This is a genomic window from Pseudoalteromonas sp. SG44-8 (genome assembly GCF_014164125.1).
Taxonomy (GTDB): Bacteria; Pseudomonadota; Gammaproteobacteria; order Enterobacterales; family Alteromonadaceae; genus Pseudoalteromonas; species Pseudoalteromonas rhizosphaerae.
Genome location: NZ_JACJEQ010000014.1, coordinates 46,708 through 59,299, shown reverse-complemented (window position 1 = coordinate 59,299; position 12,592 = coordinate 46,708). Strand labels below are relative to the sequence as shown.

The window sequence follows — 12,592 nt, the reverse complement described above, 5'->3', positions numbered from 1 at the left end:
CAGTTAATCATATTTAATATATTGAAATGACATGTTTTTGTGTTTTTCATTCTAAAGAAGGAGGATTTTTTATTGAGTTGGAACAATACTGTTGGAGTTACAATAATAATTATTGTTTATGAACTAAAAAATTTTGGTTGGCATGGAATAAAGAAATAATTTATAAATTAGCAAACGAGAGATAGGTTATTATTGCACGGCTGTTGTTAAAGTGGTTTTTATAATAAGAAAGGCCACAATAGTGGCCTTAATTCTTTAGGATGTCGTTGGTTAGTGATTTCTAAATTCACCAACAACGTCATTTGAATGCTCTAGTAATTTACGACCTTGACGACTCGATTGCGTTAAAGCGATAAATAGAATATCAATAACAAAGTCTTGCGCAGTACGGGCAAGTATCGATGATAAACGGACTGACTCTTCTTCTGCCACAGAGTAAAGCCTAACATTGGCTTGATCAGCAACAGGGTTACTACCAAATTTAGTGACAGAGATCACGTAACTGTCGTTTTTCTTAGCCTGCTTTACCACTTCAGCGATTTCTCTGGTAACACCCGATTCACTGATCGCAATAACTAAGTCGCCTTTTGCAAAGGTTGATACATAGGCGAGTTGCGCATGACCATCAGGTTCAGCTATTGCAGGCATGCCTAACTTTTGCAACTTATAGGAAAAGTCTTTAGCCACCAGAGCTGAGCCCCCTAAGCCACAAATTAAAATTCGTTTAGCTGATTTTAACAAGCTAACAGCTTGTTCAATGGCTAGCGCTTCATTGAGGTTTTTTGTTTCAGTAAGCACAGCAAGTTTACTACTGAGTAGCTTTTCTGCTATTTGCTCTAGTGAATCACTTAAGGTGATTTTACCATGCAGTTTTGGTTCTGATGTTTCATCATTGAGTGCATCAATGACAGCCAGCTTAAATGCTGGAAAGCCTTTGTAGCCCAGTTTTTGCGAAAATTTTACAACGCTTGACTGGCTCACGCCGACAACTTTAGCCAGCTCTACAGACGAAAGATTACGAATAGCATTAGCTGAGTTCAATGTGAAGTCGGCTAGCTTAGCTTCGCTGCTCGATAGGGACTGACGTAAGGCTTTAATTTTTACAAATGTAGACATACTACCCGCTTATTTTTATATTTGGCGTATTTATAGCATTAATCGAAATAAATTTGTACTTATTCTAGGTTCAAATGTAACCATCTTTGTTTTTACTCTTGTTCCTAGGCGTACAAAAAATAAATTATTCCCAATAGCCGCAATTAAGTTTTGGAATATTGTTTAAGAATAATTGGAATAATATAGTTTTAATTATCTAATTTTACAACACCAATAGCACGAACTAACAGATTTATTTGCTAGTCGCTTGGGCACTGTTTTTATGGTGGGATAAAATATCTTTATTTAATTTACTTGTTGAAATAAATTATTTACAAATCATTTTACTGTGATAGGGTTTGGTTTATACAACTCAAATCGAGTTGTCCAAACTATAATAACAATATGAGAACTGGGTTTATTTAATGTATTGTTTACTAAAAGCACATACCGCTAATCGTGGTTTTGGGATTGCGCTTATTTACTTTGATCAGCAATGAGAAGGCTATGACGTTTTTATCTTGGTTTAAAAAACTTTGTTTAGTTACAACTGCCGCACTTTTGACTAGTTGCGCTTCAACACCTTACGAGTTTACACAATCTGCCAATTACAGTCATCGTGTTAAGTTTTTAGTCATGCATTACACCGCTATTGATTTTGAAAAATCGATGCGTGCTTTAGTCGATGAAGGTGGTTTAAGTGCTCATTATTTATTACCAGAGTTAAATGATCCTAGCTACCCTGAGGATGAATTAAAAGTAATTCAACTAGTTGATGAACATGATAGGGCGTGGCATGCCGGGACAAGCTTTTGGCAAGGCCGTGAAGATTTAAATGATCAATCAATTGGTATCGAAATTGTTAACGTACCAAGCTGTCACTATCCCGAAGTTAAACCTGATGAGCAAATGGAAAATGACGCCTCAAAACTGTGTATTTTCCCCGATTTTGACCCTAAACAAATAGCGTTATTGATTGAGCTCAGTAAAGGTATTTTAGCCCGTAACCCTGATATTGGCCCAACTCAAGTTGTAGGCCACTCTGATATAGCGCCTACACGAAAAAACGATCCAGGTCCGCGCTTTCCATGGTATCAATTGTACCAAGCTGGTATTGGTGCATGGTATGACAGTGACACGGTTGATAAATATTGGCAGCAATTTAGTTTAGTTAAACCATCCATTAGTTTAATGCAAAAAGCGTTACGTGGTTATGGTTATGATGTACACGTGACTAATCAACTTGATCCACAAACCCTTGATACATTAAGTGCCTTTCAAATGCACTTTTTACCTTGGCATGTAAGCGGTAATGCAGATGCGCGCAGCGCTGCGGTATTGTTTGCTTTGATGGAGAAGTACTTTCCGAAAAAAGCAGCTAAGTTAATGTTGCAATATCAACAACAGCAACTTGCCCCAGAACCGATTATTAAGCCTTTAGCAAATGCGCAGGTTGTGCTGCAGGTACCAAATCCTAATCCAAGTTCTCGGGCACTGGTTAATGACCGTGGTACATTTAAAGCTTATAAAGGCCGAGGCGAAATTATCATTGAAAATAACACCGCAACGAGCGCGGATATTTTTATCAATGGTGAAAAAATAAATATTGCTCAGCCACTTATGGCAAATAATAGCTACAAATACAGCTTATCTAAACGGACTCACAACGGCACAAATACGTTCAAGGTTGAAAATGTGCAGCCTGAAGGGGCTAATTTAACATTACGTTTTTCTTACCCAACTTTAGTAACTAAGCCCGTAAAGTCAGTGCAGTTTAATAACGTGGATAAATTGATCAACGAAGAAGTCGCGGCAGGATTTCCCGGTGCCGTACTGGCAGTGATCAAAGATGGTAAGTTAATTAAATTAAGCCACTATGGAGATGCTAAAAAATACCTTGCTGATGGCTCATTATTAGAGCAGCCACAGCAGATGAAAAGCGATACATTATTTGATATTGCCTCTAATTCAAAAATGTTTGCCACAAATTTAGCGTTAATGAAATTAGCCAGTGAAGGTAAAGTTGATGTAGAAAAACCGCTATTTTATTACTTACCTGAGTTTCGTGGGGCGGGCCGTGAGCAGCGGTTAGTCAAAGATTTACTGACCCACAGTGCAGGTTATCCAGCGGTAGTTGATTTTCATCGTAAAGATAATAAGTTTGGTGAGCGATTCTTTTCACAAAATAGCTTACGTACTAAAAACTTATTACTGACAGGCGTGCCATTTGTTGCGGGTCGTAGCGTTAAACATTTATATTCAGATATTGATTACATGTTACTCGGTGTATTAGTGGAGCGACTTTCCGGGCAGTCGCTGGATAATTATGTTGAAGGGCAAATTTATCAACCGCTTGGTTTAACCCACACCGTTTATAATCCATTGCAAAAGGGCTTTATAAAAAACCAAATAGCTGCCACTGAGTTAATGGGAAACACTCGTGACGGACGGATCAGCTTTGATAATGTTCGTACCGACGTTTTACAAGGACAAGTTCATGACGAAAAAGCATTTTATGCCTTAGGTGGGGTCGCAGGTCACGCAGGACTTTTTAGTACAGGTCAAGACTTAGCTGTGCTTGCGCAGTTATTGCTGAATCGCGGTGGCTATGGTGATAAGCAAATATTTACCCCGCAAGTATTAGAGCAATTCATTGCCCCGCAAGCCAGCGATGAAAGTTATGGTTTAGGTTGGCGTCGTGCCGGTAACGGTGCTTTACAATGGCATTTTGGCCCGTACGCGAGCCCACAAGCGTATGGTCACACTGGCTGGACGGGCACGGTTACTGTGATTGATCCCGCTTATGACTTGGCGATAATTTTGCTTACCAATGCTCGCCATACCCCGATTGAAGGGAATGAAACAGATTATGAATTTATGGGGAGAAAGTTTGAAACCGGTAAATATGGCTCAATTGTTTCGCTAATTTATGAAGCAATATTAAATAAGCATTGATCTAAATGGCAGTGTTCAGCTTATCGCTAATCGATTTAAGTTGTGTTTATTGACGAACAGATTAAGCTAATGAGTTTGTTCCAGCCTTTATAACAAAGGCCTGATAATAATTAGAGTGAGTCATAGACTCACCACAAAAAAGGTTACAGTATGTCTTGGTATTCAATTTTACCGCCACTAATTGCGATTTTGATCGTATTTTGGCGCAAAGAAGTCATTATGGCGCTACTTGTCGCTGTTGCTTCTTCAGAGTTTTTGCTGGCCTTGCAAGGTAACGGTAATACACTTTTTAATACATTTATAAATACCATAGAGCGCGTGGTGAGCGTAGCAAGTTCGCCAGGTAATAGTCGTATCCTAATTTTTAGTATCTTAATCGGTGCATTACTTGCTTACATACGCGAATCGGGCGGTGTGGCTGCAACAGTAAATGTGTTGATGAACAAAGGTGTGGCAAAGAGCAAACGCCAAGTAGGTTATTTAACCATGTTTTCAGGCATTGCGGTGTTTATAGAATCTAACTTAAGTGTACTGACTGCGGGTATTTTATCGCGGGGTTTATTCGATAAATTTAAAATGAGCCGTGCTCGCTTAGCGTACATTATTGATAGTACCAGTGCTCCTGTGTGTATTTTGATTTTACTTAATGGTTGGGGGGCATACATACTTGGCTTGCTTGGTAATTATGAACTGTCAGAGTCGGCAGTCTCGGTGTTATGGGGCAGCATAGGCTATAACTTTTACGCCATCATCACCTTACTCATTGTGTTTTACACTATCTCGTTTGATAAAGTACACGGCCCGCTTAAAAAGGCTGAAGAGCAATTAGATCACCAAAAAACAGAGCTGCAAGAAGAAGTAACAGGCACTAAAGCACGTTATATGCTGGTTCCTTTACTTACTTTAATAGGTAGCATGGTCGGCTTTATGTATTGGTCAGGTAATGGTGATATTGCCAGCGGCAGTGGCTCTAAGTCGGTATTGTATGCAACTATTTTAGCTTGCGTTGTCGCCTACTTATTAATGGTAAGCTCTCGTCAATTTACTCACCATAAACTGGTTGATATTGGCTTTAAAGGCATGGGTGAGTTATTACCCTTAGTCGCGATTGTATTACTATCATTGACTCTCGGCGCCAGTTTAAAAGATTTAGGTACTGGCACTTTTGTTGCGGGCTTAGTGGGTGATTACTTACCTATTTACTTAGTCGTACCAGTGTTGTTTGTAACCGGTGCGGTGATCTCTTTCACAACAGGCACCTCATGGGGTACATTTGCAATACTTATCCCGATTGGTGTGCCATTAATTCAAGCGCTTGGTTTACCGCCGTCATTAGTGATTGCGGCAATTTTAGGGGGCGGCGTATTTGGCGATCATTGCTCGCCAATATCAGATACCAGTGCGGTGTCGGCAATTGCCTCAGGCTGTGACTTACTTACTCATGTTAAAACGCAAATGCCGTATGCATTATTCGCGGGTGGCTTAACGTTTGTTGCTTACCTAGTTACGAGCATTATTGTGTTGTAAAGAGTTAGCGAGCTTGCGAGAGTAAAGTTAGCTAGTCAGCGAAAAGCCTGCAAATTTGCAGGCTTTTTAGTTATAGTGCAGCAATAAAACAGCAGCTATTGATGGATTAACTTTTTATATTTGGCAGGGGGTATTTGTAAAATAGCGTTGAACTCATTGTTTAGGTGAGATTGATCGGAAAACCCGCACTCAAGGGCGAGTTGTGCCAAGCTTAGCTGTGGGTTTGCTTTTATAAGTTGTCTGACTTGCCTGACTCTGTAAATACGTGCTAGGTGTTTGGCAGTGATGCCACAGGTGTTTTTAACGTAGCGCTCTAATTGCCGCTTACCTTTAGGGGTGTGCTCGTAAGCAGTACTTAGTGGGGTAAGATTGATTATTTTATGGATCAGTTTTTGTGTGTGCTCAATAGCCTGATGGTGTATTTTTGGTGCATTGAGGTGCGCCGACAACAAATCAATAAACGAATCTAAGTTAGCATATTGGTCAAGCGCCTGTGCTAAACCTGCTAAGGTTGCAGGCGCCACAAGCGAATGATTTACCTTTTGTAAATGGGCAAGTCCAGCGGGTTTAAACCGGATCCCACAAAAGACGGAGCCAGCAGTAAACGTTACTTTTTCTGACTGTGTTGATATGGTTTGCATGAAATAGGGGGAATTTAATGGTTTTCCAGCTAAATTAAGACGCCCAGATAGTAAAAATATAACGCCTTTTGCGCCATCGTAGGGGAGCCAACTCTCCCCTGAATATTGGGCGCTTGCAAACCAAACTGCTTGTACATAATCAGCGATATCGCCCGTTGGGCTGTAAATAGTTTATCGTTCATTAAACTCGACTGTCGGTTTAAACATTTTGACTATACGATTCCAACTATTTATAGCATTAATTGCTACGGTGAGGGTAACTAAACTTGGTTGATCAAATAATGCTGAAAGTGTTTGGTAAAAGTCATCATCAATGTTCTGTGACAAGGTTAACTTCTCGCAAAGCGCTAATGCAGCACGTTCTTTATCGTTATAAAGTGGCGTGTCTTGCCACGCATTGAGGGCAATAATGCGGTTAATGCTCTCACCATACTCCAGTGCTTGTTTGCTATGCATGGCTAAACAATACGCGCATTGGTTTAACTGTGACGCTCTTAGTTTTAGCAGCTCCCAAATTGTCACTCCAAAGGTAGCCTCGACTTTCTGTTTGATCAGTGTTTCTTGATCAATCAAGTAGGTCATTAACTCGGGTTCGATATTAAAGTAATTCGCTCTTTTCATAATAGTTCCAAATCGATAAATAATTGCTAGCTAGTTTATTGACGGATAAATAAAAAGAATTGTAAAAAAGCGACTTTGTGATTTGTTTTTAGTGTAGTCGTATTGCGCTAAATTTTTGTCATACTATTACACAATAAGAAAGCTGTATAAGTGGCTGATATATTAATTCCACCCTAAAATTAGCTAATTTCAATACTAATTTAGTTCTTAAGCTATAAAAAAGCTCACATCGAAATAATGCTGGTTTACTTTAATTTAACAATTGGCTTCATTTGTAGTATAAATGACCCTAATGTAAGTGCGCAAACAATAATTATTAACCGTTTGTACCTAAGTGCAGGATTTGCATTTTACACAACACCATTCAAGGAATGGCATAAATTGGAGCAAAAGAATGAGCGTTATGACAACACTGATACAACGGCACAAGAGTCTATTGTTACTTCTTTTATCTACTTGTAGCTTTGCTACATTGGCATAAAATTGTACAACCATGTCCACCTCTGGTGGGGTTTACTCTTTAATTAACCGTGGTTCTGGCTTGGCATTAGGTGTAAATACGACTGATACTAGTGGCGCAACGGATGTAATTAGCTATCAATATTAGGGTAGTGCAAACCAGAAGTTTGCTTTCACTAAGGGCAGTGATGGTTACAGGGCTATTCGTTTGCAGCATAATAACCAAGTACTTGATGTACTCAATTCGTCACAGTCTAATGGCGCTAATATTGTGGTGTATGACGATTGGCAAGGGGATAATCAACGCTGGCAGCTGAAGGTGTCTTCATCGGGTGGTTTTAATATTGTAAATAAACTTACGCAAAAGTCATTAACTGTGGCGGGTTCGCAAAACGGTGCCAATGTGTATCAAAAAGATGATGCGGGTGGCAGTTCACAGCGCTGGTATATCAACCCTGTTTCAGGTAGTTGTGGTAGCAGTAGTGGTGGCGGTCAAACAACAGCTGGTTTAATTGGTTTTGCAGCACAACCGGGTAATGATGGCCTTGCAACTACCACCGGCGGCGGTAATGTATCTCCTACTATTGTTACTAGCTGTAGTGCGTTAACAGCCGCATTAAACTCAACATCAACTGCGGTTATTCAAGTTCCTAACAATACAACGATTAACTGCCATACGGCAAACCGAACTGTTGCAGCGTGTCCTCTTGATTGTGGCACATGGGGCGATTACGGTAAAACCTGGTATCGCTACCGGTTGGTAACCAAAGTTGTAGTGAATTAGGTAGCAGCTCCAACAACACGGTTAACGTTACACGTAATGACTCTCGTCTTCGTGTTCGCTCAAATAAAACCCTTGAAGGATTGGGGAAAAACTCAAAAATTATCGGCGCAAGCTTAGTGATCAGTAATGATCGTAATATCATCATACGTAATATTTTACTTGAAGATATTAACCCTGCATTAGTTGAAGCGGGGGATGCTATTTCTGTTGATGACAGTAGCTACATCTGGATTGATCATATGGCGTTTAATAAAATTAGTGACGGTTATATTGATATTGGCAATAGCCAAAATGTCACTTTAAGCTGGAACCGTTTTTATGGTTATAATACGTAAGTGTGTGCTAACAAATATTGGTACACTCATTTATTCAAAAACTCTCAAATAACGGCACATCATAACTTTTGGGATACAGCGGCAGGGCGCAACCCTAAAGTAGACGGCTACAATTCACGCGTTCATATGTTTAATAACTATTGGAAAAACATTACTTATTTTGCAATTAGTGCAGGTAATGGCGCTGAAGTATTAGTAGAAAATAATTACTTTGAAAACAGTGCAAAACCACATTGGAACCAAGGCTCAGGCTACTTTAGCGCGTCAGGAAATGTGTATACTGGCGTATCAGCAACTGATCAGTATCGCGACAATAGCGCTAACATCTTTAACGATATCCAGTTATACCCATACAGTTTAGACAATGCCAATAGCTTAGGCAGTCAAGTTGATGGCGGTACAGGGCCGCAGAAATACACCCAAACCACCTGAAAATGCAAAAAGCCCTTAATTTAGAGGGCTTTATCACATTGCTTGTATTACGCGTTAGATTTTACCATTAGGCACGATGCGGTAAATTCCCATACCATCAATACCCAGATATAAATCGCCATTAGGGTGGGTTGCAATGCTGCGCACGCGGCCAACACCTTCAAATAGCTTGCTGTGACCTGTTACTTTATCGCCATCAAGCTCTACTAATACTAAGTGAGCAAACTTCATTGCACCAACAAGTACATGACCTTGCCACTGCGGGTATTTGCTACTTGTAACAAACTCCATCCCGGAAGGCGCGATAGACGGCACCCATACCCAATCGGGTTGTTGCATACTTTCGCGGCTTGTTTGATCAGTAATTTTACTGCCATTATAATTAATGCCGTGAGTTACTTCTGGCCAACCGTAGTTAGCGCCTGCTTTAATAATATTGATTTCATCACCACCACGAGGGCCGTGTTCATGACTCCAAATTGCCCCCGTTTCTGGATGCATAGCCATGCCTTGTGGGTTTCTGTGGCCATAAGAGTAAATACTCTTACGTGCGTTTGGCTGATTAACAAACGGGTTTGACTTAGGGATTGTGCCATCAGCATTAATGCGGTGAATTTTTCCTGCATCATACTCTAAGCTTTGTGGGTGAACATCACGCGCGCCGCGGTCACCAATCGAAAAGTACAAGTAACCGTCTTTATCAAATTCAATACGCGAGCCGTAATGTTTGCTGGTTGTGGTGTTTGGCGTGCCGTCGAACAGCAGCTGCGAGTCGACTAGTGCCATATCTTTTAAGCGCGCACGCATAATGGATGTATTGTAGCCTTCTTCATCACCTTCATAACCTGAGTAAGAAAAGTAGATCCAGCCATTGTCTTTAAAGTTAGGATCAAGCTCGATATCTAATAAGCCGCCTTGACCTTCCGCATGCATGTTAGGCAGCCCTGCAATTTTTTGTTCTAGCAGTTTGCCATTACGAATTAGCCTAAGCTCACCAGAGCGGTCTGTTACTAATAAATCTTGCTCGTTAAGCCACGCCATTCCCCAAGGAATATTTACCCCTTGAGCAACTAATTCAAGCTGATACTTATCAGCGCTTTTAGCGACAGGGATTTCTTGTTCCGCTTGCTGCGCACACGCCTGCAAGGTAGATAAACTGACCATAGCAATAGCTAAACTGGTGTAAAAAGACGTCTTCATGATGACTCCAATTTTTTAAACACGATGTAAATAGAGTAGCGTGTTAATAGTTTAATTGTTATTAACATTTACTAAAGTGCGATTAGTAACAGAAAAAATGAGATAGGAGGGAGTATAGAGGGGTTCAGTAAGTTGCTACTTATGCTTTGCGTTGTACTGGGGATGTATTGAAGTTAGAAATAGAATATATTAACAATTTTTACAATCGTATAGGGATTTACCGTGTCAGCTCAGAGCAACTTTCAAAACAATGTAATCGAAAAAATAACAAAACAAAATGCATTGGCAGCCGCATTAGGCACAGTCTTTTGGTGTATACCCATTTTAGTGCTGTGGGTATTTATTTATGAATTAAAGCCAGCAGCAGGGGCTGTTATGCTATGGCTCAGCGGCGCGTTAATAGGTTTAGCTGTTAGGTTTCATGGTCGTGGCTATGAACGATTATTCTCTGTAATAGGTTTTGTGTCTCATGCGTGTATTGTTTTACTCGCATGGGATTTTCAAATAGTGGTCGGCGGCAATGTGCTGTCCGTTATTTTGATTGGCGTTTATGTACTCGGCGCCTGGAGCGCTGCCTATCTATCACGTATCAACATCTCAATGCATGACTATAAAGCATTTGATGCTTATTTTGCGTGCCCTGATTATCTACAACAAAAAAAGTTAAAAAACAGGTGGTTTGTTGTTTTACCTTTGTTGCTAGTGCTGACTTTTGTGGTTGGTTATATTGTTGCCATTGCGGTGCTCATTTTTCAAGAGGTACAGTACATGGAAAATGAAAAAAATCAGCAAGCAGCGCGCGCAGCCGAGTTTCGCGATAAGCATATTGATACCAGTGATGAAGCGCTTGCTGCAATAAGCCAGCATAAAGCACTTACTTATGCTTTTGCTTACTATTCAGGTAGGCAGTTTGATGTTCAAGGGCGCTACTTAGGTAATTACCCGCAAGATAGCTATCAAGCGCAATTAATACTGCGTTATTTAGCAGAGCAAAAAAGCAACCCGCGCGCTCAATTTATACTAGGAAAAATACTCGATAGTAAAACAGGTGACGCACTTATCACGCAAGCAGAAGAGGGCGGCGATACCTTTGCAAGGCTTTACAGTATTTATGAATTTGGTTGTTATATGGACGCTAAAAAAGGCAGGCAGTTACTCACCAGCTTTGCTAAAAATATTGAAGAACAATCAGTAAAAATTGATATCTATGGCATGCTCAGCGATGATTTTAACGACCACTGCCAAGTGTTAGACGACACTGAATTTGATTATCGTTATATAAAAGATTACCAGTTTAAACAGTAGGTCGCCCTTTAGGGCGAAAAAGTGAATTTTACCACCGAAAGCACAAATGCGCTTCGCGCTGCACAGAGGTTAAATAGTGGATGTAGGAGATGGTTTTAGCCACGAAGGGTTTAACAGCAGTGATAAGTTAACCTGCGTAGGCGCCAAGCTTGCTGGCGCGCGAGGTTTGGTTGGCTAAAGTGCAACGATAAAACCAATGGGGGCGTTTAAATTTTAGATCGCCCTTTAGGGCGAGAAAGTGAATATCACCACCGAGAGCACAGAGGGGCTTCGCTACACAGAGGTTAAATATTGGAAGTAGGAGATGGCTTTAGCCACGAAGGGGTTAACACCAGTGATAAGTTCACCACCGTAGGCGCTAAGCTTGCTGGCGCGTGTAACTTTTGGTCATTGCTTGCTAACTTGTCGCTTTCAAACTCGCTAACTGTTTAAACAAACCTTATTCAAGGTTTTGTCGCGCTGGCACGACAGCAAAATCGGGGGGCGCTGCTGCCTTTGGGCTTAACCAGCGACGGGAATCACGCTATTTCCTTCAAAGCATAATTGATGTGAATGTAAGCGCCGTTTTTTCGCCAACTTTCACATCCATGTACGCTCTCCAGTTTGACTATCCATGGTCTCTCGTTCATAGCTGCGCTTTTGGCCTATGGCGAAGTCACGCTTTATCGCGCATTGCCTAAATGGCTGTACTTAGGATTTGTCGGGAACAAAATCCTGCCTTGCGCGATATTACTCATCAACTACTTATTTTCAGGGCGTGATGACGGGGAGGGTGTTAAACGTGAGATTGGTATTTGGTCTTGGTAAGATGCAAGACCTGTGCATTTGACCCTTTGCATTCCTTCATGAAGCAAGGTCTCTTTGAGTTTTGTTATACCTCAAGATACCAATAACGTGCCTTTATACATTTGCATTTGGCAATGAAAAGCATATTCACCCACTTTAAGTGCTGGCAGCTCAACAGTGTTATTCTCACCCATAGCGAGCGTTTTACTTATATCGAGTGAAGGAAACACCACCGTTTCGGCGCATGGGGCACTGTCTTGTCGATTAAACGTCAGCGTTACTTTTTTATCAGCTGCCACTTTAATATGGGCAGGAGAATAAACGCCGTTATTAACCACTATCGTTATTTTGTTATTATTGCTTTGCACTTGTTTAGGTTTGTATAGCCAAAACCAGTAAATAATAACCGCAATTAACAACGCGCCGAGTATATTGATCATCAACATAATGCT

11 protein-coding genes and 1 pseudogene are annotated in these 12,592 nt (G+C 40.7%); 7 read left to right on the top strand and 5 right to left on the bottom strand.

Annotated features, from left to right (window positions below):
- Positions 1-270: 270 nt before the first annotated feature.
- Positions 271-1,116 (bottom strand): MurR/RpiR family transcriptional regulator, encoded by an 846-nt coding sequence (locus H5163_RS12520; protein WP_145240869.1) that lies wholly within the window; start codon positions 1,114-1,116, stop codon positions 271-273.
- 486 nt (positions 1,117-1,602) lie between these two features.
- Between H5163_RS12520 and pbp4b the strand changes: the two genes are divergently transcribed.
- Together pbp4b and H5163_RS12510 are read left to right on the top strand one after the other, a co-directional pair.
- On the top strand, positions 1,603-4,050 hold the full coding sequence (gene pbp4b, locus H5163_RS12515; RefSeq protein WP_182735260.1) for a penicillin binding protein PBP4B: 2,448 nt from the start codon (positions 1,603-1,605) through the stop codon (positions 4,048-4,050).
- Positions 4,051-4,200: 150 nt separating this feature from the next.
- Positions 4,201-5,577: a Na+/H+ antiporter NhaC family protein gene (locus tag H5163_RS12510; RefSeq protein ID WP_182735259.1), complete on the top strand. Its 1,377-nt coding sequence runs from the start codon at positions 4,201-4,203 to the stop codon at positions 5,575-5,577.
- A gap of 95 nt (positions 5,578-5,672) precedes the next feature.
- Here the strand turns inward: H5163_RS12510 and H5163_RS12505 are convergent, their stop codons facing one another.
- Together H5163_RS12505 and H5163_RS12500 are read right to left on the bottom strand one after the other, a co-directional pair.
- Positions 5,673-6,218 carry a helix-turn-helix domain-containing protein gene (locus H5163_RS12505; RefSeq protein ID WP_182735258.1) on the bottom strand — a complete coding sequence of 182 codons (546 nt, stop codon included), beginning with the start codon at positions 6,216-6,218 and terminating at the stop codon, positions 5,673-5,675.
- A 171-nt stretch (positions 6,219-6,389) separates the two neighbouring features.
- Entirely contained in the window at positions 6,390-6,839 is a 450-nt protein-coding gene (locus H5163_RS12500) for a carboxymuconolactone decarboxylase family protein (RefSeq protein ID WP_182735257.1), read from the bottom strand.
- A gap of 622 nt (positions 6,840-7,461) precedes the next feature.
- Here H5163_RS12500 and H5163_RS21180 point away from each other — a divergent pair.
- From H5163_RS21180 to H5163_RS12485, 3 genes and pseudogenes are all read left to right on the top strand, one after another.
- A pseudogene (locus tag H5163_RS21180) lies at positions 7,462-8,082 on the top strand (RICIN domain-containing protein); the annotation flags it as partial.
- Positions 8,040-8,417, top strand: a complete 378-nt coding sequence (locus tag H5163_RS12490) for a hypothetical protein (RefSeq protein WP_182735283.1) — start codon at positions 8,040-8,042, stop codon at positions 8,415-8,417. The pseudogene H5163_RS21180 and the gene H5163_RS12490, both read left to right, overlap by 43 nt.
- Positions 8,418-8,849: a hypothetical protein gene (locus tag H5163_RS12485; protein ID WP_182735256.1), complete on the top strand. Its 432-nt coding sequence runs from the start codon at positions 8,418-8,420 to the stop codon at positions 8,847-8,849.
- 54 nt (positions 8,850-8,903) lie between these two features.
- On the opposite strand, the gene H5163_RS12480 is transcribed toward H5163_RS12485, so the two are convergent.
- Positions 8,904-10,049: a PQQ-dependent sugar dehydrogenase gene (locus H5163_RS12480; RefSeq protein ID WP_182735255.1), complete on the bottom strand. Its 1,146-nt coding sequence runs from the start codon at positions 10,047-10,049 to the stop codon at positions 8,904-8,906.
- 222 nt (positions 10,050-10,271) lie between these two features.
- Here H5163_RS12480 and H5163_RS12475 point away from each other — a divergent pair, with 222 nt between their 5' ends.
- Together H5163_RS12475 and H5163_RS12470 are read left to right on the top strand one after the other, a co-directional pair.
- Positions 10,272-11,354 carry a hypothetical protein gene (locus H5163_RS12475; RefSeq protein ID WP_182731164.1) on the top strand — a complete coding sequence of 361 codons (1,083 nt, stop codon included), beginning with the start codon at positions 10,272-10,274 and terminating at the stop codon, positions 11,352-11,354.
- Between the two features lie 291 nt (positions 11,355-11,645).
- On the top strand, positions 11,646-11,786 hold the full coding sequence (locus H5163_RS12470; RefSeq protein ID WP_182735254.1) for a hypothetical protein: 141 nt from the start codon (positions 11,646-11,648) through the stop codon (positions 11,784-11,786).
- Positions 11,787-12,232: 446 nt separating this feature from the next.
- On the opposite strand, the gene H5163_RS12465 is transcribed toward H5163_RS12470, so the two are convergent.
- Positions 12,233-12,586 (bottom strand): cupredoxin domain-containing protein, encoded by a 354-nt coding sequence (locus H5163_RS12465; RefSeq protein WP_182735253.1) that lies wholly within the window; start codon positions 12,584-12,586, stop codon positions 12,233-12,235.
- Between the last annotated feature and the right edge of the window lie 6 nt (positions 12,587-12,592).

What these genes read in the sequence shown, in the direction of transcription:
- pbp4b (WP_182735260.1), top strand. Translation starts at nt 1,603, where the DNA reads ATGACGTTTTTATCTTGGTTTAAAAAACTTTGTTTAGTTACAACTGCC.
- H5163_RS12465 (WP_182735253.1), bottom strand. Translation starts at nt 12,586, where the DNA reads ATGTTGATGATCAATATACTCGGCGCGTTGTTAATTGCGGTTATTATT.
- H5163_RS12520 (WP_145240869.1), bottom strand. Translation starts at nt 1,116, where the DNA reads ATGTCTACATTTGTAAAAATTAAAGCCTTACGTCAGTCCCTATCGAGC.
- H5163_RS12480 (WP_182735255.1), bottom strand. Translation starts at nt 10,049, where the DNA reads ATGAAGACGTCTTTTTACACCAGTTTAGCTATTGCTATGGTCAGTTTA.
- H5163_RS12505 (WP_182735258.1), bottom strand. Translation starts at nt 6,218, where the DNA reads ATGCAAACCATATCAACACAGTCAGAAAAAGTAACGTTTACTGCTGGC.
- H5163_RS12500 (WP_182735257.1), bottom strand. Translation starts at nt 6,839, where the DNA reads ATGAAAAGAGCGAATTACTTTAATATCGAACCCGAGTTAATGACCTAC.
- H5163_RS12510 (WP_182735259.1), top strand. Translation starts at nt 4,201, where the DNA reads ATGTCTTGGTATTCAATTTTACCGCCACTAATTGCGATTTTGATCGTA.